At 51.6% G+C, this 20,163-nt stretch carries 19 protein-coding genes and 1 pseudogene; 5 read left to right on the top strand and 15 right to left on the bottom strand.

Going from position 1 to position 20,163, the window contains the following annotated elements; translation table 11 throughout:
- The 11 genes and pseudogenes from CKX93_RS04655 to dnaA form a co-directional block, all read right to left on the bottom strand.
- Positions 1 to 144 (bottom strand): BMC domain-containing protein (locus tag CKX93_RS04655; protein WP_240076666.1); only part of this gene is annotated, 144 nt, incomplete at its 3' end.
- 54 nt (positions 145 to 198) lie between these two features.
- Positions 199 to 441: pseudogene (locus CKX93_RS04660) on the bottom strand (carboxysome peptide B); the annotation flags it as partial.
- Positions 441 to 698 (bottom strand): alpha-carboxysome shell vertex protein CsoS4, encoded by a 258-nt coding sequence (locus CKX93_RS04665; RefSeq protein ID WP_076755527.1) that lies wholly within the window; start codon positions 696 to 698, stop codon positions 441 to 443. The gene CKX93_RS04665 and the pseudogene CKX93_RS04660, both read right to left, overlap by 1 nt.
- A gap of 26 nt (positions 699 to 724) precedes the next feature.
- The gene (locus CKX93_RS04670) at positions 725 to 2,245 is read right to left on the bottom strand and encodes a carboxysome shell carbonic anhydrase (protein WP_076755934.1); all 1,521 of its coding nucleotides are present in this window, start codon (positions 2,243 to 2,245) and stop codon (positions 725 to 727) included.
- A 13-nt stretch (positions 2,246 to 2,258) separates the two neighbouring features.
- Positions 2,259 to 4,226, bottom strand: a complete 1,968-nt coding sequence (locus tag CKX93_RS04675; protein ID WP_076755528.1) for an alpha-carboxysome scaffolding protein CsoS2 — start codon at positions 4,224 to 4,226, stop codon at positions 2,259 to 2,261.
- Positions 4,227 to 4,288: 62 nt separating this feature from the next.
- Positions 4,289 to 4,612, bottom strand: a complete 324-nt coding sequence (locus CKX93_RS04680) for a ribulose bisphosphate carboxylase small subunit (protein WP_076755529.1) — start codon at positions 4,610 to 4,612, stop codon at positions 4,289 to 4,291.
- 20 nt (positions 4,613 to 4,632) lie between these two features.
- A complete protein-coding gene (locus CKX93_RS04685) occupies positions 4,633 to 6,054 on the bottom strand; it encodes a form I ribulose bisphosphate carboxylase large subunit (RefSeq protein ID WP_076755530.1) in 1,422 nt (473 codons plus the stop codon).
- Positions 6,055 to 6,265: 211 nt separating this feature from the next.
- A complete protein-coding gene (gene gyrB, locus CKX93_RS04690) occupies positions 6,266 to 8,689 on the bottom strand; it encodes a DNA topoisomerase (ATP-hydrolyzing) subunit B (protein ID WP_076755531.1) in 2,424 nt (807 codons plus the stop codon).
- 78 nt (positions 8,690 to 8,767) lie between these two features.
- A complete protein-coding gene (recF, locus tag CKX93_RS04695; protein WP_076755532.1) occupies positions 8,768 to 9,862 on the bottom strand; it encodes a DNA replication/repair protein RecF in 1,095 nt (364 codons plus the stop codon).
- 3 nt (positions 9,863 to 9,865) lie between these two features.
- A complete protein-coding gene (gene dnaN / locus CKX93_RS04700; protein WP_076755533.1) occupies positions 9,866 to 10,966 on the bottom strand; it encodes a DNA polymerase III subunit beta in 1,101 nt (366 codons plus the stop codon).
- A gap of 45 nt (positions 10,967 to 11,011) precedes the next feature.
- Positions 11,012 to 12,355, bottom strand: a complete 1,344-nt coding sequence (gene dnaA, locus CKX93_RS04705; RefSeq protein ID WP_076755534.1) for a chromosomal replication initiator protein DnaA — start codon at positions 12,353 to 12,355, stop codon at positions 11,012 to 11,014.
- Between the two features lie 204 nt (positions 12,356 to 12,559).
- On the opposite strand from dnaA, the gene rpmH reads away from it, so the two are divergent.
- Genes rpmH through mnmE form a run of 5 tightly spaced genes read left to right on the top strand, consistent with a single transcriptional unit; the run spans position 12,560 to position 16,352 of the window.
- Positions 12,560 to 12,694: a 50S ribosomal protein L34 gene (rpmH, locus tag CKX93_RS04710; protein ID WP_076755535.1), complete on the top strand. Its 135-nt coding sequence runs from the start codon at positions 12,560 to 12,562 to the stop codon at positions 12,692 to 12,694.
- Positions 12,633 to 13,076, top strand: a complete 444-nt coding sequence (rnpA, locus tag CKX93_RS09570) for a ribonuclease P protein component (protein WP_420828599.1) — start codon at positions 12,633 to 12,635, stop codon at positions 13,074 to 13,076. Before rpmH ends, rnpA begins: the two co-directional genes overlap by 62 nt.
- Complete coding sequence (gene yidD, locus CKX93_RS04715) at positions 13,052 to 13,291, top strand: membrane protein insertion efficiency factor YidD (RefSeq protein WP_076755537.1); 240 nt, start codon at positions 13,052 to 13,054, stop codon at positions 13,289 to 13,291. The genes rnpA and yidD overlap by 25 nt, the downstream gene beginning before the upstream one ends.
- A gap of 6 nt (positions 13,292 to 13,297) precedes the next feature.
- Complete coding sequence (gene yidC, locus CKX93_RS04720; RefSeq protein WP_076755538.1) at positions 13,298 to 15,007, top strand: membrane protein insertase YidC; 1,710 nt, start codon at positions 13,298 to 13,300, stop codon at positions 15,005 to 15,007.
- A complete protein-coding gene (mnmE, locus tag CKX93_RS04725) occupies positions 14,973 to 16,352 on the top strand; it encodes a tRNA uridine-5-carboxymethylaminomethyl(34) synthesis GTPase MnmE (protein WP_338065997.1) in 1,380 nt (459 codons plus the stop codon). Before yidC ends, mnmE begins: the two co-directional genes overlap by 35 nt.
- 212 nt (positions 16,353 to 16,564) lie before the next feature.
- Here the strand turns inward: mnmE and CKX93_RS04730 are convergent, their stop codons facing one another.
- The 4 genes from CKX93_RS04730 to CKX93_RS04745 are packed head-to-tail and all read right to left on the bottom strand — an operon-like array spanning position 16,565 to position 20,159.
- Complete coding sequence (locus CKX93_RS04730; RefSeq protein ID WP_076755540.1) at positions 16,565 to 17,326, bottom strand: sulfite exporter TauE/SafE family protein; 762 nt, start codon at positions 17,324 to 17,326, stop codon at positions 16,565 to 16,567.
- Positions 17,327 to 17,350: 24 nt separating this feature from the next.
- Positions 17,351 to 18,796, bottom strand: a complete 1,446-nt coding sequence (locus tag CKX93_RS04735; protein WP_076755541.1) for a DUF294 nucleotidyltransferase-like domain-containing protein — start codon at positions 18,794 to 18,796, stop codon at positions 17,351 to 17,353.
- On the bottom strand, positions 18,793 to 19,770 hold the full coding sequence (locus CKX93_RS04740; protein ID WP_076755542.1) for a M14 family metallopeptidase: 978 nt from the start codon (positions 19,768 to 19,770) through the stop codon (positions 18,793 to 18,795). Before CKX93_RS04740 ends, CKX93_RS04735 begins: the two co-directional genes overlap by 4 nt.
- Positions 19,767 to 20,159 (bottom strand): DUF3775 domain-containing protein, encoded by a 393-nt coding sequence (locus CKX93_RS04745; RefSeq protein ID WP_076755543.1) that lies wholly within the window; start codon positions 20,157 to 20,159, stop codon positions 19,767 to 19,769. Before CKX93_RS04745 ends, CKX93_RS04740 begins: the two co-directional genes overlap by 4 nt.
- Positions 20,160 to 20,163: the final 4 nt, after the last annotated feature.

Here is a 20,163-nt window from a genome sequence, read left to right on the forward strand (position 1 = left end):
AACCGTCACATAACCACCACCCACAAACTGGCGACCAATCAGACGAACCTCAGCAGCCTTGGTCATCGCATCGGCGGCTTCAATCGCCGGTACCAGACCGCGGGTTTCAATCATGCCAAGGGCAATACCCATACGCTCAGCCATTTCACTTCTCCTCACTAAAAGACAACAACAGTTAAAACGCTCAAGTGATCAGTTCTCTTCCCATTGATCGATAATTCCGCAAATGGTCAGATCCGTGATCGTTTTCTTATCCGGCATCGCCATGCGAGCCGCTGAACCACTGGTGGTGAACACCCACTTGCCCACAGGCGCGCCCACCGGATCGGTGGCTACAAACACGCCACCGCGTTGATTTTCCAGAACACGCAAAGAAGTGTGGCGAAATCCGGGAGCCCGCCGGGTGCACACCAATTCGTCTGTGACGCGCATGATGTCCATCAGCTGTTTTCCACACTCCAGTGGTCGATAATCCCAACAATGGTTAGATCTGATGGAAACTCTTTGCTACCTGCGGCCTCACGTGCAGCAGACGAACCCACACAAATCACCCAGTCCCCGGGAATACAGCCAACGGCATCCACCGCAACACTACGAGCACCACCTTCTTTTTCCTGTACCACCAACAAAGGACGCCGACCGAAGCCATCGAGGCGATTGGTTGAGACCAAAGTTTTTTCAACGCGCATGATCTTCATGGTGTTCTCTCGCTCTCATCCAAGCCTTAGTGCACCGTGCACTCAGACTCAACATCCTCAACAAAACAGCCCCGCTCGCTGCCATGCACATCACTGATGGCCATTTGGCAAAACAGCTGATGGTTATTCTGCAAATGGGCATAACGGCTAGCCAAAGCGTTTTTGACCCGCTGACATCTCTGTATGGCACGCTCACGCGCTCCAGGCACCCGCGAGGAGTAATGAAAATGAATGAGTACCGGCACACCGAGGCCATGCTGAATATTCAGGCCGGTGAAAATCCGGATACCCACATCCATATCATTAGCGCCTTCCTCTACCGTATCTAAATGCGCAAAATAGAATTTGTTACGCAGTTGCAGCTCGGTCATTGCCTCGCCCACGCAAATGAAACGCTCGTTATGGCCGATAACCTGGTAACGTCCCTCGTGATGCTGGATCACGTATTCGATTTGCGAAAGGTTGGCTTCGAGTAGATGAATAACGAATTCTCGCATTCCAGCGACCATCTCACCTTCACCGCGGCCCCAGCCATCCATATGTTGTGTCTGATCGACCGTTGATGCGATATGTTGCCGAGCCGTGGCGCTATCCATGTTAAGGGTGTCGCGATAAAGCTGGCTGCTATCAACGAAGCGGTGCACATTAAGATGGCCCTGGGCATCCGGCAAGTGCACGCGAATAGCATCAATATCCGTATCCACACCAATCAGCAAGCAATCCGGAGCCGCGCCAAAACCGTAGATGTTGTCGATCGCTGAACGCAATTCTTTTAGGCGATCCAGTGCTGCTTCTGTGGCTTGATGATCGTTGCTTCCGTGAGCAGCACAACCTTGGTGCCCCGGGTTTGATGTACTGAAATGGTAGACGGCTATTTTTAAGTAATTGCCCTCAGCACTACCTGGCGCTAAACCATCACTCAGGCGCAATAACTCGCGATGAGTCCAGTCGGCGATATCGCTCTCAATGTCGAATAAAGCGCCGGCGTAAGCTTTGACGGTGACGGCGCTATTGGGAGCCATGCGAAAAATAAAGGGCACCAGTCCCTGCAAACGCCCATCGGCACAGGGGCTGATGTCAACCGTATGAAAGCCACAGCCGCGGATGAAATCAGGATCTAGTAACGAACGTTCACGCAATGCCTGCTGATCGGACTCAGCGTTCTCCACACAGGCATGGAAACTTTGGAATGTGCAGTAGGCATGAAGTGCGCGCAGATCCAGCCCGGCGATCCAAGCATCTTCCAACAGATGATCAGGCAGGGCATATCCTAGCTGCATAGACGCCAATTGCTGGGCTTTTGCGACAAAGTCTGACTGGTGACGCATGCTCGATAAGACCTTCAGTGTCTCCAAAATTCGGGTGAAACGTTCTCTAACCCGCTGTTCATACTCATACAACCGTTGATTCAATTCCCGGTCTACCAGCGCATGTGCGCACTGCTGTCCCGGACCTGCCACGCAAGCTGGGTTGGGGGGCAAAGCGACATTTGCTGCCGACACCACCCCCGCCCTAAGCATCGCTGCTTGGCGTTTGCGCGTATTCACCAACCGTCCTCACTCAGCCGCGTGCACCACCCGAGAGGGTGACGAGCGGACCATCATGACAACTGCCGGAACTACCTGTGATTCGGCTAGTAGGAGCTGGTGGCAGTTCCACCGTCTCCCGAAAACGTCGCGCATTTGCGCCCTCACCACGCGGCTGGCCGCGCATGGAAGGGTTGCGTACTTGACTGGAGTGACCCTCGGTGCCCGTAATTCGGCCGGAGCCATCCCAAGCATCGCCAGTCACGCGAACGCCTGCTTGGCTACCTTCACCGGTCAGACGCTGGCCGGCACTGGCCGGTACCTGTGCTTGCCCCTGGTGGGTAGAACCGCCGTCGGCATGGCGAAACTCTGGAGTACCAGTAATCAGTCCAGCGGCCTTGTTAATGGGCCCCGTAATCCGCTCGCTATTGTAGGCGGTACCAGTTACCCCGGAAGTCGCAGATTGACCGGTACGAGCCGGAGTTTGCACACTGAAATCACTCGGTGCCGGTGGGCGCGAAGGTTGATCCCACTGCTGAGATTTCGCCAAAAACTGGCTGTCCGTCGCACATTGAGCCGCCATATTATCAGCCCCCAAATAAGGGGTCCCGCTCACTGGCTCACAGGCACCTCGATCATCACCCGTCATAGCGGCACCACCAGCACCTGGCCGGTCACCGGTGACCGCTGTGGCACTAACCAAACCGTGAGACGGCAGGCAAGCCTCCTGAGCGGAAACCTCAGGCGCTTGGCAGAATTGACCAAACTGCTGTCGCCCCACGTAAGGAGTACCGCTGATCGGCGCACAACCACCAGACTCATCGCCAGTCACATGAGACCCTCGGCCCATGGGTGTGCCGGTAATAGACTGCCCTTTAAAAGTGTGATCACTGCTCACTTTTTGCACAGCCTTATCCGCCACAGGTGTCGCGCACACATCTTTTAGTTGGGCGCCACTCACGTAATCAGTGCCCGTGACTGCAGTGCAAGATCCCTGATCTGTGCCCGTGATCTTCGAACTACGAGCTAGATCTGAGCCGGTCACGGTGCGCCCCCCTTGAGTGGGGATAGACCGAACCTTTGGGGCGTTGCTGTCACATGGTGCAGCATCATTCACTCGCAGATACTCGGTACCCGTAACCTGTCGACAACTGCCCGATTCATCACCTGTCACTCGCTTACTGCGACCGACTTGAGTGCCAGTGACCCGCTTAGGGTCAGAATTTCTTTCCGCAGCAGCTGCCCTCGCTTCAGAGCCACTCGGGAGGTACTCGGTTCCCGTGACGCCGGACCGCATAGCTGATTCATCGCCGGTGATTTTTGACGTGCGTGCCAACTCGGTCCCGGTGACACGCGCCTCACGCATGGAACTTACCGAGGCCTTCTTGACTTGGGTGACCGCCTCGGAAGGAGCCGCTGCCGTTTCCGCACCTGGCTTTTCCGCTTTGGGCCGTTGGCGGCCACAAGGGCGCGATGAGCTCGTTTGATGAGTCTTGCCCTGAACTGAACGCTGCTTACGCTGCTGCATCGCCACACGACGGCCATCGCTCACAGGAACAGTGGCTGACGTGACTGAGTTGGCAGCAGGCGGTGGTTGACCAGCTGGGTCGGTGGTTACCTCGTGCTTGACGTTTACAAGACTGCGCTGGGGTTGGGCCGGCGCAGCCAAAGTCGATTTTTTGCCGTTTTTAGACAGCGCCTCGCGGCGCGCCTTGGCTAGCGCTCGGCCGCGCAGTTTGCTTGTGTCCGGTGTGTAACTATTGCCGGTCGAACCACTGGGTGCAGCAGTCACAGCACTACTAGGCTTTGCCTGCACCGAGCTGTGGGTTGCAGCAGCAGCTTTGGCTTTGACTCTTGCCGCAGTAGCGGAGCCAGGAGTGCGGCCTGCAGACGTTTTCTGCACAGCCGTTTTGCCGTGCAAAGCCATCGCCTTACGACGCTTTTGCGCCAGCTCTCGCCCAGATAGGGTAGCGCTCGCGTAGCTGTTGTCAGTTTGTGACATCACACACCTCAAACGGTTAATGGGTGGATTCGGCCCCGCTGGCGGGGCCGAACGGCCGTCGCTTATCGATACACCACAAAGGTCAAACCCTGGCTCTGGGCGTAATTGTCATAGGCGACGAAACGCACCAAATGCGAGGGGAACTCGCGATGGCAGGCTTCCAACTCAGCGAGCACCGCATCAACGGACTGTTCGCCAAAGAAGGGCAGCTTCCACATGTACCAATAATTGGACATCGCCTTTTCTTTCTCGCTGTGCTCAACGGAAGGATTCCACCCCTGATTGATGCAATAAGCGATCTGCTGACGGATCTGCTCTGCACTCATCGGCGGCAGGTAGGAGAATGTCTCGTATTTGGTCGACGACTTATAAACTTGAACGGCCATGACAATATTCCTCTGTGGTTTTAGCGGTTCTGGATATCGAGTTTGTCGACGGTGTCGAATTCAAACTTGATTTCTTTCCAGGTATCCATCGCAATTTTGAGTTCTGGGCTGTGCTGCGCGGCGGCGGTGAGGATCTCCTTACCTTCGCGTTCCACTTGTCGCCCTTCGTTGCGGGCCTGGACACAGGCTTCCAGAGCCACACGGTTGGCTGCGGCACCTGCCGCATTGCCCCAAGGGTGACCCAAGGTACCGCCACCAAACTGCAGAACAGAGTCGTCACCAAAAATCGCAACCAACGCCGGCATGTGCCACACGTGGATGCCACCTGAGGCCACGGCAAACGCGCCCGGCATGGAACCCCAGTCCTGATCGAAGAACAAACCACGTGAGCGATCCTCTGGGATAAATGATTCACGCAGCAGGTCAATCCAACCCAAAGTGGAGGCGCGGTCACCTTCGAGCTTACCCACCACAGTGCCTGTATGCAGATGGTCGCCGCCCGACAGACGCAGGATCTTGGTCAACACACGGAAGTGAATACCATGATGCGGATTACGATCGATTACCGCATGCATAGCGCGGTGAATATGCAACAACATGCCATTGTCACGGCACCAGTTAGCCAGGCCAGTATTGGCACAGAATCCACCGGTAATGTAATCGTGCATGATGATTGGTGCGCCGATCTCTTTGGCGTACTCGGCACGCTTGTACATTTCTTCTGGAGTTGGTGCAGTCACATTGAGGTAATGTCCCTTGCGCTCACCAGTCTCTGCTTCGGACTTCAGAATGGCTTCCATCACAAAGTCAAAACGCTGGCGCCAACGCATGAACGGTTGTGAGTTGACGTTTTCATCGTCCTTGGTGAAGTCCAGACCACCGCGCAGGCATTCGTAGACGGCGCGGCCATAGTTTTTGGCGGACAGCCCCAATTTAGGCTTAATGGTACAACCCAGTAAGGGGCGACCATACTTATTCAACACGTCGCGCTCGACCTGAATCCCCAGCGGCGGGCCGCCACAAGTTTTCACATAGGCAATCGGGAAGCGAACGTCTTCGAGACGCAAAGCGCGAACGGCCTTGAAACCAAACACGTTGCCCACCAGCGAAGTGAAGACATTGACTACAGAACCTTCTTCAAACAGATCGATGGGGTAGGCGATAAAGGCATAAAAGCAGGTGTCGTCACCGGGAACATCTTCGATCTTGTAAGCGCGGCCTTTGTAATAGTCCATGTCCGTAAGCAAATCGGTCCATACGGTGGTCCAGGTGCCAGTGGAGGATTCGGCAGCAACAGCAGCAGCAGCTTCTTCACGATCAACGCCGGGCTGCGGGGTGATTTTAAAGACCGCCAGCAAATCGGTGTCTAAGGGCACGTAATCCGGCATCCAATAGGTTTCGCGGTAATCTTTTACGCCCGCGTCATATTTCTTGACCGCCATTGCTGTCTCCTGCGTGTTATGAAAATTTTTGAGTAAGGCTGATTCTCCAGATTAAGAACTCAGCCAACAAATGACCAATAGATTGTTTAGATATAGTTGATTGAGGTCAGTCTATACTTGGATTGTCGGTCAATCACTTAAGCCAATACCCCCTAATACTACTTGGATACTTGTCAAAGCAGACGGGTCATTTTAAGTTATTGATTTATAATCAAATATCGAGATTTGATGCGGTTAATGCGTTACTCTCAATAAAATCCCGCCGCGGTTCGACCTGGTCACCCATCAGGGTGGTAAAAACCTCATCTGCGCGGATGGCATCCTCGACTTGCACCTGCAATAGGCGCCTTGTCTCAGGATTCATCGTGGTATCCCATAACTGATCGGGATTCATCTCACCTAAACCTTTATAACGTTGAACCGATAGCCCTCGACGCGCCTCGGCCAACAACCAACTCATAACATCTTGAAAATTGGCCACGGGATGCTTGCGCTCCCCGCGTTGGATGTAGGCACCCACATCAATCAGGCCATGCAGGCGCTCGGCTAATTCGCGAAGTAAGCGGAATTCGGAAGATTCAAAGAACTCCGCACCATAGTCATCCCGCTGTTCAGCGCCATGCATTAAGCGCACCACCTGAGCCCGATAGCCACCCATATCATCGGTGGCCAGATCCATTTGATAACGCGTAGCCCCTGCCAATTCACTCTGCAAATCCTGCAAGATTCCATCAAACCAGGCTTGGAACTGCGACCGGTCAGCCCGCGCCACATCACTTAACGGCGGCGCAAAAATCATCCGCTCCAATAAGCGACGATCATGACGTCGCGCCAGGCGATCAACGGCGGCCATAACCGTGTTATAACGCCTCACGAGTTCCTCTAGCGCCGCCCCGCTTACCGGAGGGGCGTCGGGATTTACCACCAACTGCGCATCATCCAGAGCACTGGAGATCAACAAGTTATTCATCTCTGTTTCATCTTTTACATAAGATTCTTGCTTTCCTCGCTTGATTTTGTAGAGGGGCGGCTGTCCGATATAAATATGGCCCCGCTCGACCAGCTCTGACATTTGTCTATAAAAGAAGGTCAGCAGCAAGGTACGGATGTGAGAGCCATCTACATCCGCATCGGTCATGATAATAATCCGGTGATATCTCAGCTTATCAGGATCGAATTCATCCTTCCCGATCCCGCAACCCAGTGCCGTAATTAGGGTGCCAACCTCGGCGGAAGACAACATTTTATCGAAACGGGCTTTTTCCACATTGAGAATCTTGCCCTTCAACGGCAAGATAGCTTGCGTGCGACGATCGCGACCCTGTTTGGCTGAGCCGCCCGCAGAATCACCTTCGACAATAAATAACTCTGACAGGGCTGGGTCTTTTTCTTGGCAGTCTGCTAACTTACCGGGCAAACCGGCTACATCTAGGGCGCCCTTGCGACGCGTCATCTCACGCGCTTTGCGCGCTGCCTCACGAGCTCGAGCAGCGTCAGTGATTTTACCCGTGATTATTTTTGCCTCTGATGGGTTTTCTAAGAGAAACACCTGCATAGCGTCGGCCAACACCGACTCCACGACCGCCTTAACTTCAGAAGAAACCAATTTCTCTTTGGTTTGCGAAGAGAATTTCGGATCAGGAACTTTCACCGATAGGACTGCAGTCAGGCCTTCTCGTGCGTCATCGCCAGTGGGCGACACCTTATTCTTTTTAAGAATCCCTTCGGATTCCATATATTGATTCAGCGTCCTGGTTAGAGCAGCGCGGAAACCTGCCAAATGGGTTCCACCATCACGCTGAGGAATATTATTGGTGTAACAGTAGATGTTCTCCTGGTATGAGTCATTCCACTGCAGAGCGACCTCAACACCCATATCATCGCGCTGTACGTCGACATAAATCACCTGCCCGTGAAGCGGGGTCTTATTACGGTTTAAATGTTCGACGAACGCCCTAATCCCACCCTCATATTCGAATACATCACTTTTGCCACCATCGCGCTCATCCTCCAGCTCAATTCGTACACCAGAATTCAGAAACGACAACTCACGCAGACGTCTAGACAAAATGTCATAGTGGAACTGTGTGTCGGAGAAAATCTCCATACTGGGCTTAAAATGAATCAAAGTGCCGGTTTTCTGAGTCTCGCCAACAGCTTTTAACGCCGCATCGGGTACGCCCATATGATAGGTTTGCCGGTAGGTTTTTCCCCCACGATAAATGGTCAGTTCCAAAAGCTCGGACAGAGCATTGACCACGGAGACGCCCACACCATGCAGGCCACCTGAAACCTTATATGAATTGTCGTCGAATTTTCCGCCGGCGTGCAGAACCGTCATGATGACTTCAGCAGCTGAACGACCTTCTTCTGGATGGATATCAACGGGGATTCCGCGCCCATCGTCGGAGACACTGACAGACCCATCCGCATGAATTTTGACCGAGATAGCTTTGCAATGCCCGGCGAGCGCCTCGTCAATGGAATTGTCGACGACTTCGAAAACCATGTGGTGCAAACCCGTGCCGTCGTCCGTATCACCGATATACATACCCGGTCTTTTACGAACCGCATCCAAGCCCTTAAGCACTTTAATGCTGGATGAGTCGTATGCTTTACTCGGCTGGTCAGTCATGCGTTAGGGCCTCTAAAACGAAACGTGCATTATACCACCAACAGCGGTCACACCTGGTTTCACGTGGAACAATTAGGCCTATGCATCAGCAGAGGCATTCGCCACTAAACCCCCATGTTCCACGTGGAACAACGCAAACTCCTTCCAACAGCCAAGGTCACTAGGGTCAATATCGATGGCGGTCACGAACACCTGGGTTTGCATTTGTGCCAGCAGCTGGCCGATGGCTTGTCGTCTCTGAGCATCTAACTCTGAAGGCAGATCGTCGATAAGAACCATTGCACGTTGCCCACTGGCTCGAAAAAGGGCAGCAACCTGTATCAATCGAAGGCCCAAAACCACCGATTTTTGCTGCCCCCTCGAGGCGTGTGTACTAACCCCAATACCCGATTTCTTGAACGCTATGTCCGCCCTATGGGGCCCTAGGAGGGTGTGGCCAACCTCACGCTCACGATCACGGCCTTGCTCGAATAAAGCCGACAACTCCTCACCATCCCTCCAACCTCGTCGGTAGGACCATTCCAAATCACGCACCTCGGGGAGAACATGCTTAATCTCCTCTAGCTCAGGGAGCAAGCTAGTGAGGTAGTTACCGCGAGCCTCATCAATTTGTTTAGCGAGCCGTTCAAGCTCGATCTCCCACGGTCTCAAAAGTGTATTGGCCAGACCGTGACGCAGGCCGTCATTGCGTTGTGAAAGCACCCGACGATAATCACGCAACAATTCCGCATAGCCGTCTTGGGTGTGAAATAGCCCCCAGTCAACAAAGGCTCTGCGCTCGGATGGGCCACCAGTGAGCATCGAATGGCTATCTGGATGAATCATTTGCACCGGCATAAGCCGCGCAAGGTCGGACTGGGTATGAACGGACCTACCCGCAATTCGGGCCCTGGTACGCGATGGTCCCTTGGAGATACCCACCGTGGTCTCGCTTGAGGTTCCCGGTGTGTTAAGCAACCCCGCAACCATGACCTCTTTTTGCCCTTCACGAACGACCGTATCGACACGAGCACTGCGAAAAGAACGACCGGTTGCCAAGAGTGAAATGGCCTCTAGCAAGCTCGTCTTCCCGCTGGCATTGGGGCCGACGATAAGATTTAGCCCGCTCACAGGCATCATTCGAATGCGGCTTATGATCCGCAAATTAAAGATATCGAGGCGCGTCAGCCCCATAGATCAGAGGCGAATAGGCATAACCACATACAATGCATGTGTGAGTGTGCCATCTCGAACCAACACCGAGGAACCTGAGTCGCGTAAGCGTATGGCCAAATCTTCGCCTTCCAAGTGTGCAACAACATCCATCAGATAATTAACGTTAAAGCCAATCTCCAGATGCGGCCCTTCATAAACCACAGCAAGTTCCTCTTCAGCCTCTTCTTGCTCAGGATTATGCGCCTGTAACTTCAGCAGGTTAGGCGACAACTCCATGCGCACGCCACGATATTTTTCATTCGAAAGAATCGCCGTCCGGCTCAAAGCTTGACGCAAGCCTTCACGACTCACCTGCAACAGTGAACCATCATCACTAGGCACGACGCGCTTGTAATCAGGGAATCGGCCATCAATGAGTTTCGAGGTGTAACGCAGACCAGAAAAACTACAACGAATATGAGTGCCGCCCACCTCAACGGAGACAAGTTCATCGCTGTGCTCGAGCAACCTCGCCAGCTCCATCACACCTTTACGCGGCACGATCACCTGACGAGACTCTTCAGCCCCTGTCACCGCAGCGATTTCACATAAAGACAGGCGGTGACCATCGGTAGCCACGCTGCGCACTACATTGGGCTCCATCTCCACCATCAATCCATTAAGGTAATACCGCACGTCCTGTTGTGCCATAGCAAAGGAGGTACGTTCAATCAACTCCAATAACTCACGCTGTTGCACACTGAAGGCTTGCTCACTCTGCATATCATCAAGGCTAGGGAAATCCTCAACGGGTAAGGTACTCAGGGTAAACTTCGAACGCCCAGAGGACACGACAAACCGCTCTCCGTCTTTGCGCAATTCGATCAAAGCTCCGTCGGGCAGTGCACGACAAATGTCCAGCAATTTTCGCGCCGGTACCGTCACCTGACCAGGAACCTCAACGGCATGCTGTATTTCAGCAACCAGCTCTATTTCTAGATCGGTAGCGACAAGCCGCAACTCACCCAGCTCAGCCCGCAACAACACATTACTCAGAATCTGCATTGTCTGACGCTTTTCAACCGCACCAATGACTTGCTGTAGCGGCTTTAGAAGGACTTCGCGCTCGATGCTGATTTTCATAAAACCGGCTCCCAATACTTTTTATATATATTTTTCAATAGGTTATCAACTTGTTAAGCTGCGCATCAGATTAACAAAATCTTCATTAATTCGGGCATCAGACTCCCTGAGCTCTTGGACTTTTCGGCACCCATGAAGCACGGTTGTATGGTCACGCCCACCGAAAGCTTTGCCAATTTCAGGCAGACTGTGGTTGGTTAATTCCTTCGACAAAGCCATGGCCAACTGTCGCGGCCGAGTGATAGAGCGACTACGTCGATTGGAGTGTAGGTCAGAAACGCGGATTTTATAGTACTCAGCCACGGTTTTCTGAATATTGTCGATAGTAACGAGCTTATCCTGCAGCGCCAGTAAATCACGCAAAGCGTCTTTGGCAAAATCCAGCGTCACTGGTTTACCCATAAAATGAGCGTTTGCCATGACTCGCCGTAACGCCCCTTCGAGCTCGCGAATGTTTGAGCGAATCCGTTTGGCGATGAAAAAAGCCACTTCACTGGGTAAGTCCATCCCAGCTTCCTCGGCTTTACGCTGCAAAATCGCCACGCGTGTCTCAAGCTCAGCTGGCTCAATAGCCACCGTCAGCCCCCAACCAAACCGCGATTTCAGCCGATCATCAAGGCCATCAACTTCCTTAGGATAACGATCACAGGTCAAAATGATTTGCTGCTGACCTTCAAGTAATGCGTTAAAGGTATGAAAAAACTCCTCCTGCGAACGTTCCTTACCGGCGAAAAATTGGATGTCATCGATTAATAATGCATCTAAGGATCGATAGTAGTTCTTGAACTCCTCAATCGAGTTGTGTTGCAAAGCCCGAATCATATCGGCAACAAACCGCTCAGAATGCAAGTAAGCAACTCGGGCAGCCGGTCGATCAGCAATTATGGTGTTGCCGATGGCATGCATTAGATGAGTTTTTCCCAGCCCTGTGCCGCCGTAGAGAAATAGGGGGTTGTAGGCTTTACCCACATTCGAGGCCACCTGAAGGCTGGCAGCCTTGGCTAACTGATTGGATTTGCCTTCAACAAAATTGTTAAAGCTGAAATTGGGATTAAGATTGTTGGTGAACTGCGGCAGTCCAGCAGCTGGTCGTACTTCACTCGGGGTATTCACCGCTGTCTCGACACCACTCAAACTGCTAACAGCAGCATGACTACCAATCTCTAGTTGAACCTGCTTCCCAGCGCCAAGCACAGTGATAACCTGTTGAATACGCTCAAGAAAACGATCACGCACTGAGTCAAGGACGAAACGATTGGGCGCCAGCAGCCTGAGTCTGTTGCCCTCTTCAACGGCCTGCAATGGACGAATCCACGTATTGAGCTCTTGATCAGAGAGCTCACCTTCAAGCTGCAATAGCGTTTCCTTCCAAAGCACACTAACCACCAGCAGTTATAATCTGCGTAAAACGGCAAAGGGATCACTGATCATACTCTCGCCTCGAACGACTTATCCACAACTTTTTTCTTGATTTCATCGCTCGTGAAACCGCTATTACATTGACATCGGCGTCGATCACGGGTACTTTTGCCGGCCCTGAACAATGGAGACCGCTGTATCACTGGCGGCGCCTATCAACATCGGTCACGTGACATGAAAAGAACGTATCAGCCCAGCAATCTGCATCGCAAGCGCACCCATGGCTTCCGCGCCCGCATGGCCACTCGTGGCGGACGCAAGGTCCTCGCTGCCCGTCGCGCCAAAGGTCGAGTTCGTCTCTGCCCCTAAATCATTGGCTCTCGAGGAATCCAAACGGTTCCCCAGATGTCGACGACTTAACCGAGCCGAAGACTACCGCGCCGTCTTTGCTCATGGGCGTAGGTTGCGTGAAGGGCCCTTCACTCTTTTGTGGTGGTCCAATAACCAACAATTCGCCCGACTCGGGCTTGCTGTTTCCAAGCGACATTTGCGCTTCGCTCACGATCGGAACCGAATCAAACGACTGATACGTGAATCTTTTCGTCAACACCAAAATGCGCTTTGTGGAATCGATGTGGTGGTATTGTGTCAGGCGAACATTCACAGATATCCACCACCCGCTTTGCATCAAGCATTAACAGAGGCTTGGAATAGGCTGACCGAGAAATGCGCCGAGTCCTCATCTTCCTGATCAAATCTTATCGCTACGTACTTAGTCCGTTCATCGGTCAACATTGCCGTTTTGAACCCACTTGTTCGTGTTATGGCATTGAAGCTGTCGAGCGTCATGGCGCTTTGTATGGCTCCTGGCTAACCATCAAGCGCATCGCCCGTTGTCACCCTTGGTGTGAAGGGGGATACGATCCCGTTCCAGAAACTACTTCGCAGCGCCAGAAATCCAGGTAAAACCACATGGAAAACCTCCGCCCCATTCTCTATCTTTCCTTGGTCTTTTTGCTCTTCCTGATTTGGCAGGCTTGGCGCGTTGATTATGGGCCAGAACCCCTGGTTCAAGCCCAAGAGGCGGCAGCACAACTCGGACAAGATATTGCCGAACTGCGTGAAGATGTACCTGATTCTCCAGCCGCAGAGGCGAGGCGGGTTCCCACCGAGACACAAACCGTCACTGGGGTCTCCCGCGGAGTCGTTCGTGTGGTCACCGATACATTTGATTTGCTCATCGATACCCGCGGTGGTGACCTGATCCAAGTAGATCTACCTTCGTACCCCGTCAGCTTAAAAACCCCGGACCAAGCCACACGCATCCTGGACGAGCGTCGTCGTTCCTATGTAGCACAATCCGGTTTGGTTCATGATCGTATTACAGATGTTGATACTGAGGATCGCGCCCCTTCACATCATGCTGTGTTCACTGCACAGGCATCGGAATACCGTCTCGCAGAAGGACAAGATGAACTTCGCGTGCCTTTGGTCTGGGAGAGCGATGAAGGTATTCGTGTCACTAAAACGTACACGTTCCGCCGTGGTGACTTTCTGATCGGCTTAGAACATCTTGTTGAAAACAACAGCAATCAAGACTGGATTGGGCGCCAATATCGCCAGCTCCGACATGGACCCACACCTCCTCGAGATTCTTGGTTCCTGTATACCTTTACTGGGGCAGCCTACTTTGACGACAAATATGTCAAAGAATCACTTGAGGGTATCGGTAACAGCATCAGCCAACGGGAGATCATAAATGGCTGGATTGCGATTATTGAGCATTACTTCCTCAGCAGTTGGATCCCTTTTGAGGGGGAAAACAACCTGCTTTATGCGCGCGAGTTATCTGCTCAGGGTCAACCACACCATATCATCGGCCTGCGCTCTGAGGCGATGGTAGTTCCTGCTGGAAATTCGGGCGTGCTGGAATCCAGATTGTGGATTGGTCCCAAGCTGCAGCAACCTCTCTCGGAAATCACCCGCGGGCTCGAATTGACGGTTGATTATGGGATTTTTACCTTTTTAGCCAAACCTTTGTTCTGGCTGCTTCGGGTTATTCATGACTTTGTGGGCAACTGGGGTTGGGCGATCATCGTTCTCACCTTACTGATTAAGCTAGCCTTCTTCCATTTATCCGCCACCAGTTATCGCTCCATGGCGAAAATGCGCGCGGCGCAACCAAAAATGATGGCACTAAAGGAACGCTTTGGAGACGACAAACAGCGTATGAATCAAGCGCTAATGGAGCTATATAAGAAAGAAAAAATTAACCCGCTTGGTGGATGTTTGCCGATTTTAGTGCAAATCCCCGTGTTTATTGCTCTTTACTGGGTGTTGCTGGAAAGCGTTGAATTGCGGCAGGCTCCGTGGATTTTCTGGTTACAGGATCTATCGGTTCGTGATCCCTTCTTTGTGCTGCCACTGCTGATGGGCGCCAGTATGATTGTGCAGTTCAAATTAAATCCTGCTCCCATCGACCCCATACAGGCGAAGATCATGATGGCTTTGCCGGTTGTCTTCACGGTCTTCTTCGCCTTCTTCCCAGCTGGCCTGGTGCTCTATTGGTTAACCAATAATATTCTCTCGATTGCGCAGCAGTACTACATCACGCGCAAAATCGAGGACTCTATGCCCAAACCAGGCAGTGGCAAGAAAGCCAAATCTAGCGCCTCTGATTGAGCGATTGATTAATCGAGATACGATTGTAGCGATTGCCACCCCACCCGGACGCGGTGGGGTTGGCATTATCCGAGTATCTGGACCCCATGTGGGCCACGTTGCCATTACTGTCTTGGGTAAACTGCCAACTCCTCGAATGGCCCTGCTGTCCCATTTTTGGGATCTTCAGGGGGAGACTATTGATATTGGCCTAAGCCTGTTTTTCCCCGGACCCAACTCCTATACGGGTGAAGATGTCCTGGAGTTTCAGACTCACGGCAGCCCAATCATTCTTGACCAATTACTCAAAAGTGTTTTGGATTGTGGCTGTCGGTTAGCCCGTCCCGGGGAATTCACCGAACGAGCATTTCTTAATAGTCGTCTGGATCTAACCCAAGCAGAGGCGGTGGCTGATCTTATTGATGCTGGCTCTGTGGCGGCGGCAAAAAGCGCCTTACGATCGCTGACGGGCGCTTTTGCCGAGCGTATTGAACAGTTACTTGAGCAACTCATTGGTATTCGCACACATCTTGAGGCGAGTATGGATTTTGCGGATGAGGCTCTGGAGCTGAGCTCACAGGCGCAGCTAATTCGTCAATTTGCAACGCTTCGTGAGCACATTGACCTCACTGTGCAAAGAGCCCAACAAGGAGTACAACTCAAAGAAGGCGCCAGACTCGTGATCGCCGGACAACCCAACGCCGGAAAATCGAGCTTATTGAACTGCCTTACCGATTCACAAACGGCCATTGTTACCGATGTAGCGGGCACCACCAGAGACATCTTGTCTCAACCATTGAGCCTAGATGGACTGCCATTGCACTTAATCGATACGGCGGGACTTCGAGAATCAACAGATCCCGTGGAATCTGAGGGTATTCGCCGTGCTTGGCAGGCTATTGCACAGGCTGATGCGGTTTTGCTGGTGATTGATTTAACCAAAGGTGAACAATCTGAAGATCAAAAAATCCGATCCAGATTACCGACCGACGTCCCTGTTATCACTGTTATGAATAAATGTGATCAGATAAGTCCACAAAAGAATACATCGACTGATCCATACTTGGTCTATGTCTCCGCTTTAACTGGAGAGGGCATTGACACGCTTCGTACACGACTTAAGGACTTGCTGCACTACTCGGGTGAGGATGCTGTGTTCATTGCTCGTAGACGTCATCTGGACGCGCTGAAGCGCGCAGCTCATCATGTTGAAAAGGCGCAACAGTTAACACAAGACAATGCTGGCCTGGAATTGGCCGCTGAAGAATGCCGTCAGGCACAATTGGCTTTTGATGAAATTACTGGCCGTTTTACTACGGAAGATTTATTGGGCCGAATTTTTTCCGATTTTTGTATTGGTAAGTGATGTTCTTATTCTTTTTTTAAATTGTTTTAATGGTAGTAATAAGCATCGGATTTTTTTCGGGACAACTCAAAAAAATCCATTAAAAATAAAGCGTTAAAGTCATAAAAGGCTGTTAATTGAGTGGGTGTAAGCTATGCAAAGCCTGTGGATCAAATGTGCATAACCCCGCCAAGCCGTTTTATCCACAGCTTGTACCCAGCTTGTTCCAGCACTTATGTGATGACCGCGTAGGCAAATTGGGAGACGAGTAAGGCAGATAAAAGCCACAGGAGTAAGCGCAGCATTTTTCGGTATTGTGAGGCATCGAAATGCTGGCGTAGTCGCATACCCACCGACAATCCGCCCATGGCCACAATAGCCAAAGGTATGGACCAGAAAATTAAGTCAGTGGTGAGGTATCCCAGGGCGGCAAAGGTGATGATCTGTGTGCTTTTACCAGCTAAAAAACACAAATTGATGGCTTGTACTAGAACCAAAGGTTTCACCCCAAGTTCAAGAAAATAAATCATCAATGGGGGGGCACCCACATTCACGGTTCCACCCAATAGCCCACCACCCAAGCCAATCATGATGCCGCTTTGATGGCGTTTTTTGCTTAGAATTGATAAGTCGAGACGAGATAAACGATCGGAAACCAAATAGAAAACAATAGAGGCTGCTAGCAGTAAGCGAAAAGGATTGGGATCTAAGACGATCAATAACACGGTGCCAATGGCTGATCCTAGCGTCATGACGGCGGCGATATACCAATACTGTTTAATCGTCTGCCAACAGCCCCCGCCGTGCATTAAGCTCCAAAGATTAACCAGAACATTCGGCGCTAATGTCAGTAATATCGCTGTTTTGACGTCGAACATTAGAGCCAAAAGCGGCGTTGCCACCATGGGAAATCCCAAACCAAAGGCGCCATGTATGAGTGCCGCTCCTATGCATACCAATAACGCTAAGAGAAGGACTTCTGGACCCAGGCTCATGATTACGAGATCAAAGAGTGGGGATTAGCGCAACAGATTGAGATTGAAATGACCACTCATAAAGCGTTGGAAGCGTGCGACATCTTCAAGCGCAATCAATAACCGCCCCTGTTCCATTTGTGACAGTTCAGCAAAGTCCACGTTGTTCCCGGGAGATTCAGATTTTTCAATAGCTCTAACTTGCGCTCTTAAGCGCATTTGTACTAAGAAATCAAAAGTTTCGCCGAGGTTTTGCGCTTGATCTTTGGCCAGAACCCCCATTTCAAGAAGATGTTTTATCCGTTGATGCGTCCCACCCTCTAGCGCTTTCGCCTCAATGGCTAAGGCTTTAATGCCATCAGTGATGGCAAAAATTCCGGCTTTTTTTAAATCAATCTGCCCTGGAGGTGCCCCTTGTGTGCCTGTTTTTATTTTTCCGCGCCAATTGAGTGGTGGTGGGAAGCGCACCATGTTTTCAGTCATGCGCATCAAAAACAGTTTGTTTTCACTGACACGGCGATAAATATGGGCTTTGAGTGAGTGTTCCCACTCAGTGGAACCATACAAAGTGCGTATATCGGCAAACATGCTGGCGTTGGGGATATTTTCGGGACTAGGGGTTGTTAGCCAGCGATCCAATTCGCGTTTCCATTGCGCCACCGTGCGTCGCCATGGTTCATTACTGGCCATGATGCCGCCAGGGCAGGCTGGTATACCGATACTGGTGAGGTCATCAATCAATGCTTGAGCAAACTTTTCAACAGAAGCTGTCTGATGGGCATCATAGACATCGGGCAAGATGATGGCATTGTCCTGATCTGTTGAGAGGGTTTGTTCGCCGCGTCCCTCACTACCCATGACCACAAAACTGAATTCACCACCAATATCGGGGAAGCGATCTTGAACCAGTAAAGCCAGAAGGCGAAGGATAATTTGGTCATTGAGATTGGCTATTAGTTTCGATAAATCGCGGATTGATGTTGCCGTGCCGCTGAGATGCACGACCAAATCTTGAATGCGTTCGTGCAGGTCTTTAAGCGTTTCCAGATCGGCCGCGTTTTCAATATCACGCACCAATTGATGGGGTGAGTGACTCTGCATACGCAGAATATCGGTGTCAGTCACAATACCAATCAGGTTACCGCCACCATTGACCACCACCAGACGATGAATATTCAGACTCGACATCCGGTAGAGTGCTTCATAGAGAACGTCGTCTTCGCCAATGGTGGTGAGCGGACTGTTCATGATGTCGCGAACACGAAAACTCGAGGTTTCACGCCCTGAAGGCACAACCTTATTACGTAGATCTCGGTCGGTAATAATCCCAATGGGCCTATCTTCGTGGTCACATACGACGACGCTAGAAATATTGCGCTCTCGCATGATCTCGACGACGCTGACCAGATTATCGTCGGGGAGGCAGGTCACGACTTTTGACTGATAAATGTCCCTGACTGGGCGGAAATAGGGCACGTCACCATTGGTCATGTTCCACACCTCGCTCGATCACTATGGGTCGCCAAATAAAACCATTCATTACCCGGCATGGCATTGGGATTGGGGAACACAATAAAACCGTTCATGGGTGCGGTCACTAAACTATCGTCATGGCGTCGCCCGATCACGTCACCTGTTACCAAAGAATCGAAGCTCCGCCATTCTTGGACGAACTGATCCCCTTCATGGTCTCGATCGATGACATCTATCAGTCTCAAAATTTCGATATTTGCAGTGATTTCCGGCTTGGGTAAGGCCAATAAATTTAAATGCGAGAGTGTTCTACAGATGGCTTCATAGGCGATCTCAGGGGCTTTAGGATCGTCATGTTGGCCACACTCTAGGGTTAGCGCATAGCCCCCATGGGACCGCATGTACTCGGTGGTCCCTACGCCATATCCTGGGTCCGTGGACAGCATTTGTGCACGTAAGCTGGCATTGGGGTTAGCTGTGCGTCGGGCTACACCGCGGGCATAAGTCTCAAGCCAGCCCTCAAGCATGCGCTCTACCCCTAGACGACTTGCCCAGTCCTGTTCTTTATCAGCAAAAGAAAAAGCTTCCAACTCGCCACTATTGTTGCGCGGCCCAAGCATCACAAAGGGCTTGCCCGGCGTATGAAACGAGTGCAAGTCCAACAGCACATCATGGTCTTCAAGCAGCGGAGCTAATTGATTGCACAGCTTATCTTCGTAATCCTGTGGTGCATCATGGCGGCGAAAATTACGATTGAGATTACGCTCACCCATGCGCGAGCGCTTATCCCAGGCCAGGGGGTTGGTAATCGGAATGAGTGTTAATTGGCCTTTTTGTAGTTTTAATTCACCCTGATCTAAAGCTGACATGAGTCGATAAATCGCCTGAGTTCCGCAGGGCTCGTTACCATGCACTGCCCCAAGCACGATGACTTTTGGCCCCTCAGCTGAAGCGTTGTAGCAAACGCTGCGAAAAAGCGAGGAATTATTCATTCATCCTCATCACAGCTATAGCCCATCATCGCTAAACCCTCGTTCAGGTAATCAGCACCCAAGGGGGTAGCCAGTAGGTAGTCGGCAGTGCGAGGAGTCCAATTAGAAAGCGCGTCTTCCAACGCCAAATCCCATTCATCCTCGGAATAATCGCCTCTTCCGAGCCACATCAGGGAAACAAGCTCTGCTTGTATCTGTGGCTCAAGTTCTTCTACCGCATCCTTTAATTCGAGATAAAGCACATTATCTGAGTGCTCTTGCAGGGCCTCATCCACCCAGCCTTCATTTTGTGGATCGGGCTCATCCGGCAACATCACATCTTCTTGGGCATGAAATTGACGGGCATGTCGCACAAACCAGCAAACAAGATTTGGATTAATTTGTAGCATGATA

It is taken from the genome of Ectothiorhodosinus mongolicus, from assembly GCF_022406875.1.
Lineage (GTDB): Bacteria > Pseudomonadota > Gammaproteobacteria > Ectothiorhodospirales > Ectothiorhodospiraceae > Ectothiorhodospira > Ectothiorhodospira mongolica.

Bases quoted from the DNA above. Each gene is read 5' to 3' on its own strand.
- CKX93_RS04665 (WP_076755527.1), bottom strand. From the start codon at position 698: ATGAAGATCATGCGCGTTGAAAAAACTTTGGTCTCAACCAATCGCCTC.
- CKX93_RS04675 (WP_076755528.1), bottom strand. From the start codon at position 4,226: ATGTCACAAACTGACAACAGCTACGCGAGCGCTACCCTATCTGGGCGA.
- CKX93_RS04680 (WP_076755529.1), bottom strand. From the start codon at position 4,612: ATGGCCGTTCAAGTTTATAAGTCGTCGACCAAATACGAGACATTCTCC.
- CKX93_RS04685 (WP_076755530.1), bottom strand. From the start codon at position 6,054: ATGGCGGTCAAGAAATATGACGCGGGCGTAAAAGATTACCGCGAAACC.
- gyrB (WP_076755531.1), bottom strand. From the start codon at position 8,689: ATGACTGACCAGCCGAGTAAAGCATACGACTCATCCAGCATTAAAGTG.
- recF (WP_076755532.1), bottom strand. From the start codon at position 9,862: ATGGGGCTGACGCGCCTCGATATCTTTAATTTGCGGATCATAAGCCGC.
- dnaN (WP_076755533.1), bottom strand. From the start codon at position 10,966: ATGAAAATCAGCATCGAGCGCGAAGTCCTTCTAAAGCCGCTACAGCAA.
- rpmH (WP_076755535.1), top strand. From the start codon at position 12,560: ATGAAAAGAACGTATCAGCCCAGCAATCTGCATCGCAAGCGCACCCAT.
- yidD (WP_076755537.1), top strand. From the start codon at position 13,052: ATGCGCCGAGTCCTCATCTTCCTGATCAAATCTTATCGCTACGTACTT.
- yidC (WP_076755538.1), top strand. From the start codon at position 13,298: ATGGAAAACCTCCGCCCCATTCTCTATCTTTCCTTGGTCTTTTTGCTC.
- CKX93_RS04730 (WP_076755540.1), bottom strand. From the start codon at position 17,326: ATGAGCCTGGGTCCAGAAGTCCTTCTCTTAGCGTTATTGGTATGCATA.
- CKX93_RS04735 (WP_076755541.1), bottom strand. From the start codon at position 18,796: ATGACCAATGGTGACGTGCCCTATTTCCGCCCAGTCAGGGACATTTAT.
- CKX93_RS04740 (WP_076755542.1), bottom strand. From the start codon at position 19,770: ATGAATAATTCCTCGCTTTTTCGCAGCGTTTGCTACAACGCTTCAGCT.
- CKX93_RS04745 (WP_076755543.1), bottom strand. From the start codon at position 20,159: ATGCTACAAATTAATCCAAATCTTGTTTGCTGGTTTGTGCGACATGCC.